Origin of the sequence: Amycolatopsis sp. NPDC052450, from assembly GCF_044547565.1 — a bacterium.
Classification (GTDB): domain Bacteria; phylum Actinomycetota; class Actinomycetes; order Mycobacteriales; family Pseudonocardiaceae; genus Amycolatopsis.
Window position 1 is genome coordinate 68,724 of record NZ_JBIUAQ010000027.1, and the last position, 17,282, is coordinate 86,005.

At 72.1% G+C, this 17,282-nt stretch carries 13 protein-coding genes; all 13 read right to left on the bottom strand.

Features of this window, described 5'->3' with window-relative positions:
- Positions 1 to 4: 4 nt before the first annotated feature.
- The 13 genes from ACIHAO_RS32855 to ACIHAO_RS32915 all read right to left on the bottom strand — a co-directional run bounded on the left by ACIHAO_RS32855 (position 5) and on the right by ACIHAO_RS32915 (position 17,273).
- A complete protein-coding gene (locus ACIHAO_RS32855; RefSeq protein WP_396564450.1) occupies positions 5 to 301 on the bottom strand; it encodes a hypothetical protein in 297 nt (98 codons plus the stop codon).
- Entirely contained in the window at positions 298 to 2,355 is a 2,058-nt protein-coding gene (locus ACIHAO_RS32860; RefSeq protein ID WP_396564452.1) for an ATP-binding protein, read from the bottom strand. Before ACIHAO_RS32860 ends, ACIHAO_RS32855 begins: the two co-directional genes overlap by 4 nt.
- A 1-nt stretch (position 2,356) precedes the next feature.
- Positions 2,357 to 4,024 carry a hypothetical protein gene (locus ACIHAO_RS32865; RefSeq protein WP_396564454.1) on the bottom strand — a complete coding sequence of 556 codons (1,668 nt, stop codon included), beginning with the start codon at positions 4,022 to 4,024 and terminating at the stop codon, positions 2,357 to 2,359.
- The gene (locus ACIHAO_RS32870) at positions 4,021 to 4,563 is read right to left on the bottom strand and encodes a hypothetical protein (protein ID WP_396564456.1); all 543 of its coding nucleotides are present in this window, start codon (positions 4,561 to 4,563) and stop codon (positions 4,021 to 4,023) included. Before ACIHAO_RS32870 ends, ACIHAO_RS32865 begins: the two co-directional genes overlap by 4 nt.
- Position 4,564: 1 nt before the next feature.
- Positions 4,565 to 5,701 carry a hypothetical protein gene (locus ACIHAO_RS32875; protein ID WP_396564458.1) on the bottom strand — a complete coding sequence of 379 codons (1,137 nt, stop codon included), beginning with the start codon at positions 5,699 to 5,701 and terminating at the stop codon, positions 4,565 to 4,567.
- Complete coding sequence (locus ACIHAO_RS32880) at positions 5,698 to 7,698, bottom strand: hypothetical protein (RefSeq protein ID WP_396564460.1); 2,001 nt, start codon at positions 7,696 to 7,698, stop codon at positions 5,698 to 5,700. The genes ACIHAO_RS32875 and ACIHAO_RS32880 overlap by 4 nt, the downstream gene beginning before the upstream one ends.
- Positions 7,695 to 8,948 (bottom strand): hypothetical protein, encoded by a 1,254-nt coding sequence (locus tag ACIHAO_RS32885; RefSeq protein ID WP_396564462.1) that lies wholly within the window; start codon positions 8,946 to 8,948, stop codon positions 7,695 to 7,697. Before ACIHAO_RS32885 ends, ACIHAO_RS32880 begins: the two co-directional genes overlap by 4 nt.
- 185 nt (positions 8,949 to 9,133) lie before the next feature.
- Positions 9,134 to 11,050 (bottom strand): phage tail protein, encoded by a 1,917-nt coding sequence (locus tag ACIHAO_RS32890; RefSeq protein ID WP_396564464.1) that lies wholly within the window; start codon positions 11,048 to 11,050, stop codon positions 9,134 to 9,136.
- Entirely contained in the window at positions 11,047 to 13,116 is a 2,070-nt protein-coding gene (locus ACIHAO_RS32895) for a putative baseplate assembly protein (protein ID WP_396564466.1), read from the bottom strand. The genes ACIHAO_RS32890 and ACIHAO_RS32895 overlap by 4 nt, the downstream gene beginning before the upstream one ends.
- Positions 13,113 to 15,041, bottom strand: coding sequence for a baseplate J/gp47 family protein (locus tag ACIHAO_RS32900; RefSeq protein WP_396564468.1), 1,929 nt, complete (start codon positions 15,039 to 15,041; stop codon positions 13,113 to 13,115). Before ACIHAO_RS32900 ends, ACIHAO_RS32895 begins: the two co-directional genes overlap by 4 nt.
- Positions 15,038 to 15,442, bottom strand: a complete 405-nt coding sequence (locus ACIHAO_RS32905) for a GPW/gp25 family protein (RefSeq protein ID WP_396564470.1) — start codon at positions 15,440 to 15,442, stop codon at positions 15,038 to 15,040. The genes ACIHAO_RS32900 and ACIHAO_RS32905 overlap by 4 nt, the downstream gene beginning before the upstream one ends.
- A complete protein-coding gene (locus ACIHAO_RS32910) occupies positions 15,439 to 16,083 on the bottom strand; it encodes a phage baseplate assembly protein V (protein WP_396564472.1) in 645 nt (214 codons plus the stop codon). Before ACIHAO_RS32910 ends, ACIHAO_RS32905 begins: the two co-directional genes overlap by 4 nt.
- The gene (locus tag ACIHAO_RS32915; RefSeq protein ID WP_396564474.1) at positions 16,080 to 17,273 is read right to left on the bottom strand and encodes a phage late control D family protein; all 1,194 of its coding nucleotides are present in this window, start codon (positions 17,271 to 17,273) and stop codon (positions 16,080 to 16,082) included. Before ACIHAO_RS32915 ends, ACIHAO_RS32910 begins: the two co-directional genes overlap by 4 nt.
- Positions 17,274 to 17,282 lie beyond the last annotated feature (9 nt).

Sequence of the window (17,282 nt, forward strand, 5' to 3'; positions counted from 1 at the left end):
CGCCTCATCGCCCCGGAGTGCTTTCCTTCTTCGGTACAGCCATCGGGATGGTCCGGATCGCCGCCCCGGCGACCGCTGCGTTCCCCACCCGGTCCTGGCCAGCGGCGAACGTCGATGCCACGTGGGAAGGGACCGTCTTCGACTGTGAGTCCATCGCGGTCTTCGCGGCCTGGGCGTTGCCCACCACCGCCGGCACGAGCACCAGCGGCTTCTTGCCGCGGTCCGACGCGGCGGCGATGCGGAGTTCCCGCGCGGTCACCGGGACGGCCGGTTGGTGTTGCGGGGGTAGCAGTTCGGTCATCGGCGATCACCCCGTGCCCCGTTGTCGGCGAGTAGTTCGGCATACGACCCCAGCTCCGATGGGCGGAAGAGTCTCGCCTCGCGCTGGAACTGGCGGGAGATGCCCTTCACGACGTGACGCATGCTGATCTCCGGGCTGTCGCTGTCGGCGGCGGTCAGTGCGGCCGCTCGTGCCACCGAAGTGATGCCCGCGCCCGTCATGTCGAGGCGGCAGAGCGCTTCCAGGTTGATGTCGGCCGACAGCGGGGCCTCCGGCGGGAACGCCTGCTGCCAGAGGCGGCGGCGTTCGGCGACGCCGGGCCTCGGGAAGTGGACGACGAACTGGAAGCGGCGGGTGAACGCGGAATCGATGTTCTCCTTGAGGTTGCTGGTCAGTATCACCAGACCGTCGCTCGCTTCCAGGCGTTGCAGCAGGTAGCCGACTTCCAGGTTGGCGTAGCGGTCGGTGCCGTGCTTCACGTCGCCGCGTTTGCCGAACAGGGCGTCCGCCTCGTCGAACAGCAGTACCGCGTGGCTGTCCTCGGCCTGTCGGAACACCGCCTCCATGTTCTTTTCCGTCTCCCCCACCCATTTCGACACCACCTGCGCCAGATCCACCTTCAACAGCTCCAGCCCCAGCATGCCGGTGATCACCTCGGCCGTCATCGTCTTCCCGGTGCCGGGTTCGCCGGTGAACAGCGCCTTGATGCCGCCGTGCGTGGTGCGGCGGGCGAAGCCCCACGACTCGGCGATCCGTGGCCACGCGCGCGCCGCCGACGCGATCTCGGTGATCTGGTGTGTCTGCACCGCCGGGAGGACCAGGTCCTCGCGGGTGCGGCGCGGGATCACCGACTGGACGGCGCTGCTGGTGCGGCCGCGGGTGACGGTGGCGATCGCCGGTTCGACGTGCGCCGCGATCCGGTCGTCGCCGGTGAGCTGGGCGTCGACGTCGGCGACCGCCGCGACGGCGCGGAGTTCACCGGCGGTCATGCGGTAGCGCGCCGCGTAGTCGGCGACGGTGTCCGGGTCGAGCAACGGGAACGCGTTTCGCCACATCTCCTGCCGTTCCGGAAAGCCTGGGGCCGGGATGGTCAGTTCGGCATACGTGCGCGCGGCCAGCAACGCCGGCGGCCGCCACGGGTTGACGCCGGTCAGGCACACCGGCACGCGAGACCTCAGCAGGGCGTCCTCCTGGTGGACGGGATCGTCGGTTCCGAGCCACAGGATCGCGTTCAGTGCCGCCGCCGTACGAAGGTCGGCGGCCGGGTCGGAGGTCATGCGCCGCAACGGCCTTCCCGCCGCGCGCGCCAGCGCCTGTGCGGCGTCGAGCTGACTGTCCGGTGGGCAGCCCCACAGGCCGACCAGGTCGACGTCGCCCGCGCCCAGCGCCTCACCAAGCCGCATCAGGCGGTCCGACGACAGGTACGGGGGTGGTACCCGCGAGTCCGGTCGCGGCACCTCGCCCGGGTCGTGGCCCAGTAGTCCGACGTCGCCGCCCCAGCCCATCAGGAACTCGAAGACGCCCTCCCCCAGCGCCAGTTCCTGCGGCTCGCCCCGCAGCAGACCGGACCGGCGCAGCGTTCCCGACGCGCCGAGTCTCCGGCGCAGCGCCAGCCGGGACGCCGGCGTCCTGGCGCCAACGGTGACCAGCAGTTCCACGCTCGGGGCGCGGCGGTTCAGGTTGTCGACGATGTAGGCGTAGATCCGCTCGTACGCCACGTCCAGTTCCGGGATCGCCACCAGCAGCAGCGCGTCCTGGTCCTGCCGGGTCAGGCCGAACCGCGTGGCGAGCGCGTCCAGCGGCAGGGTGGCCCCGCGCGCCGCGGCGAGACGGCGCAGGTGCTGCTCGGACTCCGAGTCCCCGTCAAGCGCCTCCGGCGGCTCGGTCATCGCCTCGGTGAACGCGTCGACCCGGCCCAGCAGCGCGCCGACCTGGTCGTCGGTGACGCAGAACGGGGTCAGGTCGGGACGGGTGAGCGCGGCGGCCTCGCGCGTCTGGCCGTCGACGGCCGCCCGCAGCGCCTGGTGCAGATCCGCCAAGCGGACGCGAAGGTGTTCGATCGCCAGTCCCCCCATGTCAGCCCCCGGAAAAGGTCAGGGTCCGGCCATCGAGCCAGACCACGTCGTGGACGTCGGTGAGCGCGCCATGCCGCAGCAGGTCCGCGTGACGGCGGCCCAGCGGGAGCCGGACCTGCACCGCGCCGGCGCCGTATCGGACGGTCGCCTCGAGGTCGGCGAAGCGCGTGAGCGCCGCCACCGGATCGGTCGTTTCCCTGTCCCGCCACAGCATCCAGCCGATCATGCCCAAAGCGACGGACGCGGCCAGCGCCACGCCGCGGTCCAGTGTGTCACCGTTGTCACGGAGCACTGCCCGGCGCGCGGTGAACAGCTCGCCCGCCAGTTCGGCGACGCGATCGGCGTACGCGGGCAGTGCGGCGGCGAGCCCCGGGCCCGCGCCACCCGATGTCCATAGTGGACTCCGCCAGGGCAGACGGGTCACCGGGTCACCGCGCAGCGGGCGCACGTCGGTCACGAACGCCACGCCGGCCGACACGAGGTCCCGCAGGCAGTCCACCGGCAGCGGGCTGTCGCATACGGCCACCGCCGGACGGCCGCAAGCCACCCAGTGCGGCAGCAGGCCCGCGACGTCCCGCGTCCACGCGATCGGGAACATGCCCCGCGCGTCGACCAGCAGCAGGCCGCCGTCCACTCCCGCGATCACGAGCGGCTCGGCCGGGTCGTGACCGCGGCACACACTCAGCGCCAGCACACCGTCCAGTACCGGCAGCGCCTGACGCACCCGCCGGGCGAAGACCCCCAGATCGGGTACGGACTCGAGTCCCGCGAACGCGGCGGCGGTGGCGTGGTCCGCCGGCGTCCGGCGCCAGCCGCGTTCCGGGGTGCCGAGCACTTTGTAGGCCAGTGCCGCGGCGAACAGCGGCGCCTCGCCGAGCAGGTCCGCCCCGGCGAGCGCGGGCCCGAGCGCGTCGAGGTAACCGGTCCGGGCCAGCGGGCCGGCGAGCAGGAACGGCAGCGCGCCGCACACCCGCGTCTCCCCCGCCGTCACCGAGCCGGGAAGTGCGACGGCGACGGTCGTGGGCAAGTCGGTGTCCGAGCGGTCGGCCGTCGTCCCCGGATCCGGCTCGGCCGGCGAACGCAGGAGTCGCCGGAGCTCGGCCCGCGTCGGCTCCAGTGCCTCCGGTGGCTCCGGCGCGACCGCTGTTCGTCGCGCCAGCTCCGCGACGATCGCCTCGAAGACCGTGCCGTCCGTCTCTCGCTGCCCGTCCTCCAGCAGGGCGGCGGCCGCGTAGGCGACGAACACCGGATCCGGAAGCAAGGCCAGCAAAGGCGCCAGTTCCTCGCGTTCGGCGAGTTCGGCGAACAGTGCCGCCACGTCGCGGACCGGAACCGTTGCCACGGCGGGCTCATCCTCCAGTCCCGTGGACCCGGCGGGCTCGATCACGGCAGGCTGGACGGCGACGCCGGTGCGTGCGGAGACGAAAGCCGGTCTGTCGTGGCTCCGCCCGCCCAGCCGGACGGTGACGCGGACGGGCTCGGTGATCTCCACGTCCGGACCGTCTTCGGCCAGGTGCTCCGCGAACTGCTCGGCCAGCAGCTCCGGCAACGCCTCCATCGCCTGCCGCACGAGGCTCCGCGGGTCGGGTCCCCAGCTCCACCCACCGCGCCGGACCACGTGCACCACACACCGGTGCACGATGATGCCGTCCGCGATGGGGGTGGTCACGGTTTCGTCACCGCCTCCAGCCGTCCCGCCCAGCCGGCGACCAGCACCAGCACGCCGTGCGGTCCACTGTCGACGGACACCGGCAGCGTGACGGACTTCTGGCCCTCGGCGATCGCCCCCGCCAGCACCCTGGTCTCCGCTCCGTCCGACACCAGCGCCATCACCGGAGTGTCGCGCGTGTTGTCGGCGGACGGCACCGTGACGGTGAGCCCGACGGCGTCGAAGGCGAACTTGTCGATCCACGGCCTGAGCTGCCGCAGGGCCGGCTTCGCCACCATCACCGAGCCAGGGCCCTCGACTTGCTCTACTCCGAAGGCCAACGGGTCGGTGAACGCGCCGGGTTCGTCGTCGGCCGCGAGAGCCGTGAGTTGCCGGTCGCGGAGCGTGAGAACCGCCGTCTTCCCGGCGCCGAGCGTCACGCGCAGCGGCAGCGCCGGGCCGATGAGCGCGCTCACCTCGACAGGCGCCGGCGTACCGGTCACGCCGACCGCGCCGACGACGTGGCCGGTGTCGGGCACGTACACCACGGAAAGCGTCATGTCAGCCACCTCCGTTCGTGGCCGCGACCGTCGCCAGTACGAGGAAGTCGACCGCGCCGGGCTGGTCGAACACCTCGGGCGGGCTCGCCGTGGGGTCGAAGAGACGCATCCTGCACCGCACCCGGCGCTCTATGTCCACTGTGGACTCCGCCGGGACCTGCAGTGCGGTTTCGGTCGCCGAGGGCGGAATCCTCGGGGTCACGTACACGTGCACGAGCACGCGGCCGTCGGCGACTTCCTCCGGGCTCACCCCCGACGGCAACGGCAGCAGCATCCCGTCGGTGGCCGTGCCGGAGGTGGCGAGTACGCTCCCGGCCGAGATACGACCGGAGAAGCTGCCCTCGACGGTCAGGTTCCCGTTCGCGGCGACCGTCATCAGCGGGCTGACCGCACCGTTTCCCTGGTACAGCCCGAAGACCAGGCTCGGCGGGTCTTCACCGGAGAGCACCAGCGCGGGTTGTCCTTCTTGGACGGACGGCCGGGTCCGCAAGGTGAGTTCGCCGGACCGGGCGGATACGGTGTCCGCCTGGACGCCCGCGTACCGCACCTCGACACCGCGTGCGGCCGGCCGCACGTCGGTGAAATGACCGTCGGTCCACTGGACGAAGCCGAGGAGGACCAGCCATCGGGACGGCGGGTCGGCAGGCGGGTCGTCCACCGCCGGTGGACGCTGCTCGGCGACAAGCAGCTCGTCACCCAGTCTGCCGAAGAGGATCTGGTGGGACTCCTCCACCCTGGTCGGCTCGCCGTTCACGCCGCACGACGCGAGCCCCCCGGTGCGCGGTGTCCGTTCCGCCGCGGTGAGGAACACCGGATAAGGCTCGGTGGTGGGCTGATCGGCACCGTTCACGGCGGCGAAGTCGGCTTCGGCCAGCACGACCGGTGCCGGGACGACGATCTCCCTGCCGGTCCCGTCGATCGCCATCCCGGCACCGACGGTCACCTCGACGAAGCGCGCGCCGCCTGCCGGATCGGTCCGGTTCTCCTCGGTCAGGCCGAGTCCGTCGGCGATGCCCCAGTCGTGCAGGAGGCGGGCGTGCCGCGCGGCGGCGGCACGCGCGTGTTCCACTGTCGCCGCGAGGTCCGCGGCGCCGAGCACCTGGCCTTCGTGGAACGCGGGGCGCACGGGGACGGTCATGCCGAATCACCCGGCTTGGGCTTCTGCGTCCGGCTCGACGACGACCGCGGCCGCCGGGCCGCAGGCTTCGTTGTCTCCGTCTGCTCCGCTGTCTCTTCATCGGGTGTGCTTTCCAGTTCCTCCAGGCGTTCGCCGAGCCGTTCCGGCAGCCGCTCGCGCACCTCGCCGACCTGGTCGCGCGCGGTGTCCAGCTGCGCGTGCAGGGTCTCGACGACGTCGCTCAGTTCCCGGACCTGCGCCCGCAGCGCGCTCAGCTCGTGCAGGCTGTCGGTGACCTCGCTCGGCACCGTGTAGACCTGTTCGTGCAACTCCTTCGGCGGGGTCTCACCCGGCGCGGGCCGGAGCAGGATCTTCCACATCTCCTCGAGATCGCCGGTTCGCCGCCACTCGTCGAGCAACCCCGGCACGTAGGGTCGCGGCACCGGGTCACCGGTCGGCAACTCCGGTGGCCGGTAGACGGCGACGGGCGCGCAGCACAGGCGATCGGCGAGTTCGCGCAGCGGATAGAGCTTCGGCAGCCATTCCCCGTACGCCGAGCCGCCCGGCAGCACCTGTTCGCGGGTCGCGGAGCACACCCGCACGACATCGCAGTCGTCCAGTTCCAAGTGGGCGAGCAGCACGTCGGTGTCGGTGCAGTCGGTGCAGGGCGGGTTGAGCGACGCGCACGCCGCGTCGGTGACGAACCTGGTCAGCGCGGCGGTCAGCTTCGCCGCGGCCTCCTCGATCTGCGCCAGCTCGGTACTGGTGAGCCGCCGGTCGCTGTCCGGTCCCGGCGCGGGCAGCAGTTGCGGGAGCGGGGTGGCACGCACCAGATCGCGCAGCGTGCAGTCCGCGACCCCCGGTGCCCGTTCCAACCGGCCAAGGAGCCACTCGCGGATCCGGACGAGGTCCTCGCGGAACTCGACCTGCAACGCGTCGCTGATGGGGGTGCCCTGCGCGATCAGGCGGATCTCCAGCGGCGCGTCCGTGCCGGGCGGGTCCGGGACGACGTGGGCGTTGGTCTCGGTGATCACGGCGACCCCGATGGAGCGCCGCATCTCGTCGCGCCACACCTGCGCCGGATCGGCGCCTGCCAGTCGTGTGCAGACGGTGCCGAGCACCTTGCGGGCCGCGGCGATGTCGCCGAGTTGCTCGCCGAATTCCCGCAGGATCTTCTCCCGGCCTGCGGCGTCGTGAGTGTCGAACCGGGCGATGGCGCTCGCCAGCGCCCGGACCTGCTCGGTCATCGCGGCCGCGGCGTCGGGCGCCGGGACGCCTTCCCCGCTCTGCCGCAGCAGGTCGAGACTGGTCCGGTACCGCTGCGCGTCGGCGGGGCCGAACCGGATCGGCCGCGTGCCGAGCGCCCGCGCGGTGACCATCGCGTCCAGGTACAGCTCGAACCTCGTGCTCCTGGCCCGGACCGGCTGGTATTTCGGGAGCGGGCCGATGCTCGCGAGCAGCCGCGTTCCCGGGTTGTAGCGGTGATCCCCGGTGTCGTCGCCTTTGACGACGAACCGGAGTCCCTCCCGGATGCGGGACGGCAGGCAACCGGGACTCGGGCACGGTTCCTCGGTGGCGTAGGGAGCGACCGGATCGACCGGCGTCTCCTCGTACCGGACGTAGAGCCCGTAGCGGCGCTCCCCGTCGTCGCAGCCGTCCCCGCAGTCGACGCCGAGAGAACTGACCCGCTGTTCCCGCACGAGCGCGGCCACGTCGACCTTCTCCTTGCAGGACAACACGATGTCGTTGCCGCAGCAGTCGAGCGCGTGGCCGGCGTGGACGGTGACGGTGCCGCCGCCACAGGGGTCGCAGCCGACCTCGAAGCCGCAGACGACCCCCGGCCCGTACACCGTCCTGTTGTGCAACCGCGTTTTCCCGGTCGTGTACTCGACCAGCAGGCCCAGGTCGTCCTCGGTGAGCAGCTGGCCCGCGAAGAACCGCGGGCGCACGAACGCGGATGGCCGCCGGGACGCGCCGCCGCACCCGCAGCCACAGTCGGCCTTCGTCGATGTTGTCATGAACGCTCCTCCGTGACGAAGAACCAGCTCTCGAAGACGTCGCCGCCCGCGCCGGTGCCCGAGGTCCACGGGCCGATGCCGGACGGCGGCAGGACACAGCCGCCGCGCGTCTCGGTTTCGGCCTCGTCGTCCGCTTCCTCGCGCCCCCGTCCGAGGTACGGGACCTTGCCGCCGACGTTGGTCCCGTCGACGGGACGGCAGCAGCGGTCGAGGATGAACGCCGCGCGGACGGTGACCATCACGCGGTCGCCGTCCTGCAGTGTCTCGCGGGTGGTCTGGCGGAAGCGGAGCTGCTGGGTGTACTCCTCGGCGGTCTCGCCGGGTTCCTCGAACTTCCCGCCCATGAACCAGGTGTCGGCGTTGCGGCCCGCGCCGCCCTCGATCACCTGGATGTCCATTACCCCGGGTTTCAGGGTGTCGACCCGGATGTCGCCGGAGAACCGGACGACCAGCCCGCCGGTGTCCTTCTGCGTGCCGAGCAGTTCCTTGGCTTCGTCGATCGTGTAGGTGTGGCCGTGGATCCAGTTGACGCCGGTGATCACGGTCGGCACCCGCGTGCCGAACGGGCGGCGGATGTTCTGGTGGATCTGACGAGGGCGGAGCGGCTCGTGCCGGCGGAGACCGTCGATCCTGGCCAGCCACAACACCTTGTACGTACAGCGGGAACAGCAGGTCTCGCAGCGCTCGTCCTTCGGCGGCCGTTTGCTCGTGACCCGCACGACGTGGCTCTCGTCCGTCCAGCCGAACTCGCAGTCGGAACTGTCCGCGCAGCTGCTGTTGTAGACGGTCCTGGTCGGCTCGACGGCCCGCTCGTGGTACTCGACGCCGATCCACACGGTGTCGGTGTCGCGTTCGTCCTCGGGCAGCGCCTCCCACAGGTCGATCACGCAGCCGCCGCGGACGACCACCTCGTTACCGTCGCAGTCGACGCCGAGCCCTGGCGTGATGCGGACCTTCGCCTTGCGGTGCTGGGAATCCGCTCCGTCCGCTGCGTCCGCTGCGTCTTCTTCGGACTCCGGTGGCCCATCGGCCTCGGTCGCGGGTTCGTCGTGACGGGTCACCGGTTCCACGTACAGCCCGCACACCACGCCGTAGCCGAGCAGGCATCGCATGCGCAGCTTCAGCTTTTCGCGGAAGTACGCCTGTTCCCGCTGGAAGTCCCGCGCGGACAGCAGCTGCCCGTGGAAGTACCGCAGCCGCCGCAGTGGCGGGACGTCGAACTCCGTCGTTTCGGTCGCTACTTCGGTCATGCCCGTGTCCTCTCAGTGTCCATTGGTGAACCCGCGTCCGCGATCGACGTCGGCAGGACGCTGCCTGGTCTTCCACGCCCGCGTTGGCGGGTAAGGCGTCCTGCCACCGCGATAGCGGGGCCTTCGGCCGGGGCGGTTCACGCGTCTGCTCCTGTACGCGGGTCCATCTCAGCTCCGCCTGCCTCTCAGGAAACCTGTGTGTGGATGCCGACAGCGGAGGCAAGGCCCACGGTCACCCCGTGCCGGGCGCCTCGCGGGCCCGGTCGCAGCACGCCGTCGTGGTTGAGCCGCGTACCGCCCAGAACGGGCGCGGGCAGCGGGACGAACGCCGTGTCGACCCCGACCGCCGAGCGGGTGCCGACCACGAACCCCGTACCGCCGGTGCGGACCGACGCGCTGGTGTGCGCCGGTGCCTGGCGGGTCACGACGCGCCGCACCGCGTCTTCGTCGGCCCGGCCCGACGGCAGCAGCACGCGGAAGCGGTGCGCGTGTTCGGTGAGCGGATCGGTGTCCGGATCGCCGAACGCCCGCAGCGGCGCCGCGCCGAGTGCGGAGCCACCGATCCGGAACCGGCTCGCGGACCGGCCGAACAGCCGCACCGAACCGAGTCCCGGCGCTCCCTCGGGAGTGGCGGTCGCGCGGACGTGCGCCCAGCGGCGGTCGTCGGCGAGTTCGTCGAGCACCGGTTCGACGCCGAACACGATCCGCACGGCCTCGGCGATCGCCCACGGCGTGCCGCGGCGGCGGTACAACTCGGGTGCCGCGGTGATCAGCTCGCGCCGGACGGCGGCGTCCCAGCCGGATTCGAAGGTCAGCCCGAGCAACCCGGCCAGCCAGGGCAGCGCGCGGTCCGGGACTCCTGCCGGGTCGAGCAGCGCGGGATAACGCTCGATGGCCTCGTCGATCTCGGCGAGCGTCGCGTCGAACAACGACAGGAACCGCTCGGTGAAGTCGTCCGCGGCCGGGTCCTGCCGGAACGCGGCAGGCAACAGGTCCGCGCTGGTCGTCCTCGGGAAGTCGAGCCGGATCCGGTGCAGGACCGGGGTCGCGGAACCGTCACCGGACAGTCGGACGCGGGCGGTGAGGAACCGGCCGGGTGGCTGGTCGACGAGGAAGTCGGTGACGCCCGCCGGAGCGCTCTGCCAGTCACTTTCCGCGAACCGGCCGTCCTCGGAGACCACGATCGCGACGGTGACCGCCGTGCCCGCGGGGACGTCCGCGGTCACCCGGATCCGGTGCCACCGGCAGCGGGAGAGGCCGCTGTCGATCAGGTCGGTGACGAACTCGCCGTCCCGGGCGTACCGGCCGGTCGAAGGCGGTGGTTCCGGGCGAGGTACGCCGAGCCAGGTGTAACAGGTGGTGACGGCGCCGTCCGGTCCGTTCTCACGCAGGCAGAACCCGTCGTCGTCCGCGGCCACCAGATCGCTCGGCGGCAGCGCGGCCGCGAGTTCATCCAATGTGGACTCATCGCGGTTTCGGTAAATCCTGAGCTGCCCGCCGTCGTCGGTGAGCAGCCAGATCGTCCGTCCCGGTCCGGTGCGCAGGCCGATGATCGTGCCGCGGACCCGGGTCCGGAGGACGCCGCGCGGCGTGCCGTCGGAACCGAAGCGCCACAAGCGGGTACTGCCTTCCCGTACCACCAGCACCTCGTCACCCGGCGCAGGCGCGGCGAGACGCGCGCCATCGAGGTGGATCACGCCGGCGAGATGGTCGCCTTCGTTGCGCCACACGTACACCCGGCCGGAGTCGACGACGACCAGCCGGTGCCCGCGCGTGGCGACGGCGACCGGTTCCCGTAGCAGCCGGGGGTCGCACCACGGTTCCCACACCGGCCGCCAGCCGCCGGTGCACGTGTCGCGGCGCAGCAGCCGCCGGCCCGCGATCAGGAACCACGAGCACGGCAGGCAACCGGGCGCGAGGCGGGGGTCGGGAAACCACGGCAGGAGCTCGGCCCTGGTCGGCCCGTCCGGATCCGCGCCGCTGTTGGCGAGCCGGACCCCGTTCTCGTCGGTGAACCCGATCAGGTCCCGTACCTCGTGCTGGTCCCACCCGACGATGTCGTCGAGGAGCCGGAACGTCGCGGCGGCCGGTGCGCAGGTCATGGCAGGCTCCCTTCCTCGACCGGGATGAGCAGCGGACGCTCCGGCCAGACGAGCGCGGTCGGCGGGATCGCAACGTCCGCGCAGGGCGGGTACCGCAGCCCGTCCCTGGCGAGGGAAAGCCCGGAGACGGCCTGTACGCCGTCGACGGCCAGGATCCGTCGCACGAGCGCGGTGTGCCGCACCGCGCCGCCGAACGGCCAGCCCGCGCCGTTCTCCCCGCCCCGCAAGGGATCCAGATACGTGATGACCGCGTCCGAAGCGCGGGCGAGGATGGCCGCGCGTTCCTGGTCCGGGTCCAGCACGAGCCGGGCCGCGACGGCGATCCGCCGGTATCGCGCGGGTGCGGCGACGACCGTGATCCCGGCGGGCGCGACCGCGCGGGTGAGGAAGACGGCGACCGCACGCAGGGTCTCGGCGGTCGGCTCGGGCGGGGTGTCCCCCGCCTCGGCGGCCGGTGGCACGACCAGCACGCCGACCACGCCGGGGATCGGTTTGCCCGCGAAGTCCGGGTGCAGCCCCGGAACCCCGTGCGCGCGGCCGACCGACGCGCCGGGCGCACGGGCGGCGAGCAGGCCGTAGTCGGCGGGTGCGACGGCCCGGCCGCGCGCACGCAGTTCCCCGGCGCCGCGCCGGATCGCGTCCGCGTCGGTCTCGGCGTCCGTGCCGCCGGTGGCGGGGAACGGGTTGGTGACGCGGGTGACGAACGGCAAGGCGGTGACGACGCTGTTCACCGCGCCCGCGGGAACGGAGCCCACCTCACCACCGCCGACGCGGTACCGGACGGCGCGGACGTTGCGGAACCCCGGTGGTACCGCCGCGCCGATGACGCCGTCGCCGAAGGTGACCTCACCGGTCGCGTAGTCCACGACGAACACCCGGTCGTCCGGGCCGAAACCGGCGAGGCTCGGCACTTCCCGCCAGACGGTCGCGGACGCCCCGGCCGTGGCGCCGAAGACGTCGGTACCCCTGTCGCCGGTACTGCTGTCTTCGTCGACCTCGATCACCATGCTGCCCGCGAGGATCGGCACCTGGCTGAGCCGCATCCGCCGCCGCACGGGGGTGGCCGGGTCCTGGATCGGTTCGAGGGGTTCGTTCCGGAACGTACCGGCGGCGGTGGCGCCGACGACGTTGAGGCGCAGCCCGGACAGCACCGGAGCGGGCGACGGGAAGGCGCCGTGCGCGATCCGCAGCCGCAGCCACCGCAGCGGCAGTCCAAGCCGGGCCGTGGGCGGGTTGCCGGGCGCCCAGGTTCGAGGCACCCGCAGCCGGACGGTCCCGCTCGACCGCAGCCCGCCGGTCTCGTCGCGGTCCACTTCGGCGGGGACGAAACGCCCGCCGTCGAGCACATCCCACCGCAACAGGGGTGCGGGCGGGAGGGGCAGTGGCACGAGGCCGCCCGCCGCGATCGGGGTGGCGGGCACGGCGGCGACCACGAACCCGAGCGAAAGCGACGGGAACGGGGCGGTGGTCCCGGTCAGCCCAAGCCACAACGCGTTGCCGGGGGCGGGATCCCGGCCGAACGGCTCGAACGCGCGGCTCGGCCCCGCCGGTCCGAGCGGGATCGGTTCGAGGGTTCCGCCCCGCTGCACGGCGATCGCGCCGAGAGTGGCGGGAGTGGCGTACAGATCCTGGCCGGTCTCGTAGACCACCCGGCCGCCGGGCCGGGAAGCGGCGGCCTGGAACCCGGCCGGGACGAGCACGGACGCGCCGTCGGGCGGGGTGACGGTGAACTCCAGCAGGGTGGCCGCCACGGTCGCGGGCGCGCGCCGTACCCCGGCGGTGTTCAACTCCTCGACGAGCACCTTCTCCGGCAGGCGGTTGACGCGGGCCAGCGCGGGTTCGGCCTGGATGCCGAACAGGCGGACGAGCGCGACGCCGGCGTCCTGCCGGTCGGGGTCTGTCCAGTCCGGTGTGTAGCCGGGGAGTCGGTCACGCACGGCGGCGCGGACGGCTTCCCTGGTGGCGTCGACGAGTTCGGGCCGCCCACCGGCGGGGCCTGGCACGATCCGTGCCTCGTCCGCCGGATCGCCGGTGGCTTCCCGGTCCCACCACACGACGTCGGTCATGTGAGCCCCTCCCCCGGTTCGGTCCGGAACACGACGCGGATCCGGATCTCCCGCGGAACGGGGAGTTCACCGGGCTCGAGCGGTACATCGAGGCACACCTCGGCGGGCTCCTCGCCGTCGAGGGCGATGGCGACGCCCGCCACGTCCGCGAGGTCGCCGAGCGCCTCCTGCACGGTCCGCGTCAGCGCGGAGGGCCGCAGCGCCTCGCCGAACGGCCATCCCGTGCCGTCGTCACCGCCGGTGAGCGGGTCGAGGTACCCGCGCAGGGCTTCACCGGCCACAGTGGACACCCGCGCGCGGACGGCCGGCTCGCCGGAGAGATCGACGCGGAGCCGGACCTCGCGGTACGCGGGCGCGCGCACGAACACTTCGGAGGTGATGAGCCTGGCACGATCGAGCCGGTCGGCGACCTCGCAGAGCATGCCGGGATCCGGCCGGGGAGCGACGGTGCCCCGCGGCACCGACGGGACAATGTGGACGGTCGTAGCGCCGGGGACGCGCACGCAGGGGAAGCCGGGATGCTCGCCGATCGACGCGTACGCCCGGCCGACCGCGACACCGGGAGTCGTCGTGGCGAGGGTGACGTAGTCGTCGGCGGTGACCGCGCGCGTCACTTCGCCCAGCACGCTCGCCGCGCGTTCCCGTGCCTGTACCACGGTTTCCGGATCGGCGCCGTCCGCCGCCCGCACCAGGTTGGCTCCGGCGAGGGCGCCGTCGAATTCGTCGACCGGCAGCCAGTTCCCGGTGAGACCGCCGTTGCCGGCGCGCCCGCCGCCCACGGTGTACTCGACAGACACGGCCTCCACGGACACGTCTTCCGGCGCGGTGACCGGGATACGGCCGGTGAGCCCGTCACCGAACACGAGCGCGCCCGCCGGGCGGTCGACGACGTAGACCTCGTCGCGGGAGGAGCCGAACACGAAGTCCCGCACGGGCCGCCAGTCCTCTCCCCCGATCCGCAGTTTCGCGGCGAGGAGGCTCTCGGCCGCGCCGGGCAGCACGAGCCGCTGACCGGGCAGTTTGAGCCACGCCCGGATCTGGCCGTCGAGATCGGTGCCGCTCACGGAGCGCCGTTCGAGGTGACGTGCGGCGGACACGTTGACCGCGAGCCCGAGCAGCAGCGGTGCCGAGGAGTAGGTCGCGGCGCGGGTGGACACGGTGACGCCGCGGTCCGCGGTGGTCCATCCGGCCGGTGGTTCGAGCCGGACCACGCCGGACCGCCGCAGCCCGCCGGTACCGTCCACAACGGACTCGAAGGAGCCGGTGACGCCGGTGCCGGGGTTGAACCACAACCACGTCAGAGCGGCGGGCGGGCGCACGTCGGCCACCGCGTGCGGCGACCACGACGGCGCGGCGGGCGCGTCCAGTTCGACCAGCAGCGTCAGCGGGCCGGGCGCCGGACGCGTACCGGTGAGCGGCAGCGTGAACCGGACGGAGGCGGCGGCGCCATCGGTGCCGAGCAACGGCACGCCGCGACGGGCGCGCAGGTCGGCGGTGCGGTCGCGGTCGGTTTCCACTCGTACGTCGTCACCGCTGACGCCGAACACGGCGACGTCGTCGTCGAGAGTGAACACGATCTGCCCGGCCGGATCGCGCGACATCCTGGTGCCGGCGGGCACGACGGGTACCGGAGTACCCGGCCGCCCGGCGGTCAGCCGCAGCACGGTGGCGGCGGACCGCGCGGGGTGCGGCTGGTCGACGCCGAGCAGGCCGAGGATCGCGACGACAAGTTCGTCCGGCACCTGGTCGAGCCAGTAGAGGCGTTGTTCCAACAGGTACGCGAACAGTTCGAGCAGGGTGACACCCGGATCGACGGGTGCGTGCAGCGTCCAGGCGCCATCCGATTCGGCGGGAATGCGACGGCGGATGGCCGTCATCATCTCGGCCCAGGTCAGATCGTCGAGTTTCGGCGCGGGCAAGGTCATGGGGTGCTCCCGGTGAGACCGGGATAGAACGGGAACACGAGGTTCTGTTTGGTGTTGGTGCGCCGGATCCGGTATTCCACCGAGACGGTGACGCGGGCTTCGTCGGCCGGGTCCGCCTCGGCGCGGACGCTGTCGAGTTCGACCCTCGGCTCGAAGGTGCGGACCGCGGTCGAGATCGAGTTCTCCAGCTCGCGCAGGTTCTGCACGCTGCCCGGCGCGAACACGGATTCCTGCGCCCGGGTCCCGAAGTCCGGCCGCATCACGCGCTCGCCGGTGGCGGTGAGCAGGAGTGCGCGCAGGCAGTGCTCGATGCTCTCCTCGCCGACGGCGTAGGACAGCCGCCCGGCTTCGTCGGGCAGGATCGGGAACCGCCATCCGGTACCGAGGAAGGGTTCGGTCATTCCACTGTCACCTTCGAGGAGAGGACGGCAGGCGAGAGCGGCAGCACCGGCGGTGTGGTCGGCGCGGTGGGCCCGGTCGCGGTGTGGGTGTGAGTGTCGAACGCGGTTTTGAACGCGTCGCCGAGGACCGCCCGCTGGGTGGCGCCGCCGCCGAGGTCGACGCTGTCCGCCTCGATGACCACTTTCTTGGCGGACAGCTTGATCTCGCCGGTCGCGGTGACCGTGACGCTCCCGCCCTCGGCGGTGGTGATCCGGATTTCCTTGGCGCCGTCGTCGAACAGGACCTCGTGCCCCGCCTTGGTGCGGATCGTCTTCTGGTCGCGTCCCCCGTCGCGGGCGGCCGGCGGTTTGTCGACGCCGTTGTAGAGGCCGCCGAGGACGATCGGGAACCGCATGTCGCCGTGCACGAACGCGACGAGCACCTCGTCGTCCTTCTCCGGCACGAACACCGACCCGTACCCGCCACCCGCGTAGAGCTGGCTGACCCGGCACCACTCCGAGATGGTGGCGCCGCCGTCGAACCACGGGAACTTCACCTTCACCCGGCCTTCGTCATCGCCGTCGTTCTCCACGACGATCGCCTCGACGAGGCCGTAGTAGCGGCGGTCGGTGCTGCGTGCGCGCGGCACGGTCCTCGTCATGGGGCGTCTCCCTGGAAGATCCGGCGGCCGGTGAAGGTGGTGAAGAACCCGCTGGTGCCCAGCGTGTGCTCGACCCGTTTGACGAAGTAGGTGCCGGAGAACCGCTGCCCGAGGCCGAAGATCTCCAGGTTGTCGCCGGGCCGCAGTTCCGGCAGGCCCGCCACCCTGCCGGTGGCGGTGATGAATTCGTAGGACCGTTCGCGCAGCAGGCTGATCGCGAGTTCGCGGGCCTCGTCCTCACTGGTGATCGGGGCGTCGACGACCACTTCCTGCCTTCCGCCCGCCGCGCTGTCGGCCGCCTGCGGCCCGCTCTCGCCGTCGGCGGACGCCTGGCCGGCAGGCAGGTTCTCGACCGTGGCGGTGAACGCGATCTGTTGTTTGGTGCGGGGATCCCAGCCGCGCACGGTGAGCTTGCTGACCTGTTTCGACACCGTGAGGGTCGGGGTGAAATCGAGCAGGTTGGGCACGAGGCCCTCGGGCAGCGCGGTCGGCCCGGTGGACAGGCCCGGCTGATAGGCGAGGCGGAACAGCCGGATGGGCCTGCCGTCGCGGCCGTCGGTGGGCCTGATGAAGTACAGGATCTCCTCGCCGGTCGCGGGATCAGGCAGGATGAAGCAGTCGAAGTCGACCCGTTTCGCCCGCTCCATCAGGAATTCGGCGTCGGACTGGTTCTTCTGCACCACGCGGTCGTGGACCGGCCCCTCCTCGGTGGTGACGATCCGCAGTTTGTTGCGCCGCGCCACGGCGGTGGCGATCTGCCAGTCGGCCTGGCCGCGGTAGATCTTGTCGACCGACGCGTCCGGCTTGCTCTCCTTGAGCCGCAGCATGCCGTCCACGCCGCTGACCGACACCGTCGGCGACGCGCCGTCCGGGAACTTCGGGGCGAGCGTGCTGATGGTGCCGGTCGCGACGGTCATCAGCTTGTCCGCGTAGCCGAGCCGCACGGCGACGCGGGAACCGAGCTTGAACTCGCGCGAGTCGCTGTGCTTGAACCGCAGGTTGACGTCGTCCCAGTTGTTCAGCTCGAGGTCGAAGCCGGACATCTCCTCGATGTCGCGGTGCACCTTGATGTCGAGGACGTCGTTCTTGGTGGACGGGTCGGCCTCGACCCCTTCGATGACCACCACGAATTCGGGGGCGTAACGGTCTGGGTCGGCGATCTCGGGCTCGGTGGCCGTCGGCACGGTCATGGCCAGCCC

Coding starts and splice junctions, on each gene's coding strand:
- ACIHAO_RS32895 (WP_396564466.1), bottom strand. CDS start 13,116: ATGACCGACGTCGTGTGGTGGGACCGGGAAGCCACCGGCGATCCGGCG.
- ACIHAO_RS32900 (WP_396564468.1), bottom strand. CDS start 15,041: ATGACCTTGCCCGCGCCGAAACTCGACGATCTGACCTGGGCCGAGATG.
- ACIHAO_RS32915 (WP_396564474.1), bottom strand. CDS start 17,273: ATGACCGTGCCGACGGCCACCGAGCCCGAGATCGCCGACCCAGACCGT.
- ACIHAO_RS32875 (WP_396564458.1), bottom strand. CDS start 5,701: ATGACCGTCCCCGTGCGCCCCGCGTTCCACGAAGGCCAGGTGCTCGGC.
- ACIHAO_RS32870 (WP_396564456.1), bottom strand. CDS start 4,563: ATGACGCTTTCCGTGGTGTACGTGCCCGACACCGGCCACGTCGTCGGC.
- ACIHAO_RS32880 (WP_396564460.1), bottom strand. CDS start 7,698: ATGACAACATCGACGAAGGCCGACTGTGGCTGCGGGTGCGGCGGCGCG.
- ACIHAO_RS32910 (WP_396564472.1), bottom strand. CDS start 16,083: ATGACGAGGACCGTGCCGCGCGCACGCAGCACCGACCGCCGCTACTAC.
- ACIHAO_RS32890 (WP_396564464.1), bottom strand. CDS start 11,050: ATGACCTGCGCACCGGCCGCCGCGACGTTCCGGCTCCTCGACGACATC.
- ACIHAO_RS32860 (WP_396564452.1), bottom strand. CDS start 2,355: ATGGGGGGACTGGCGATCGAACACCTTCGCGTCCGCTTGGCGGATCTG.
- ACIHAO_RS32905 (WP_396564470.1), bottom strand. CDS start 15,442: ATGACCGAACCCTTCCTCGGTACCGGATGGCGGTTCCCGATCCTGCCC.
- ACIHAO_RS32885 (WP_396564462.1), bottom strand. CDS start 8,948: ATGACCGAAGTAGCGACCGAAACGACGGAGTTCGACGTCCCGCCACTG.
- ACIHAO_RS32855 (WP_396564450.1), bottom strand. CDS start 301: ATGACCGAACTGCTACCCCCGCAACACCAACCGGCCGTCCCGGTGACC.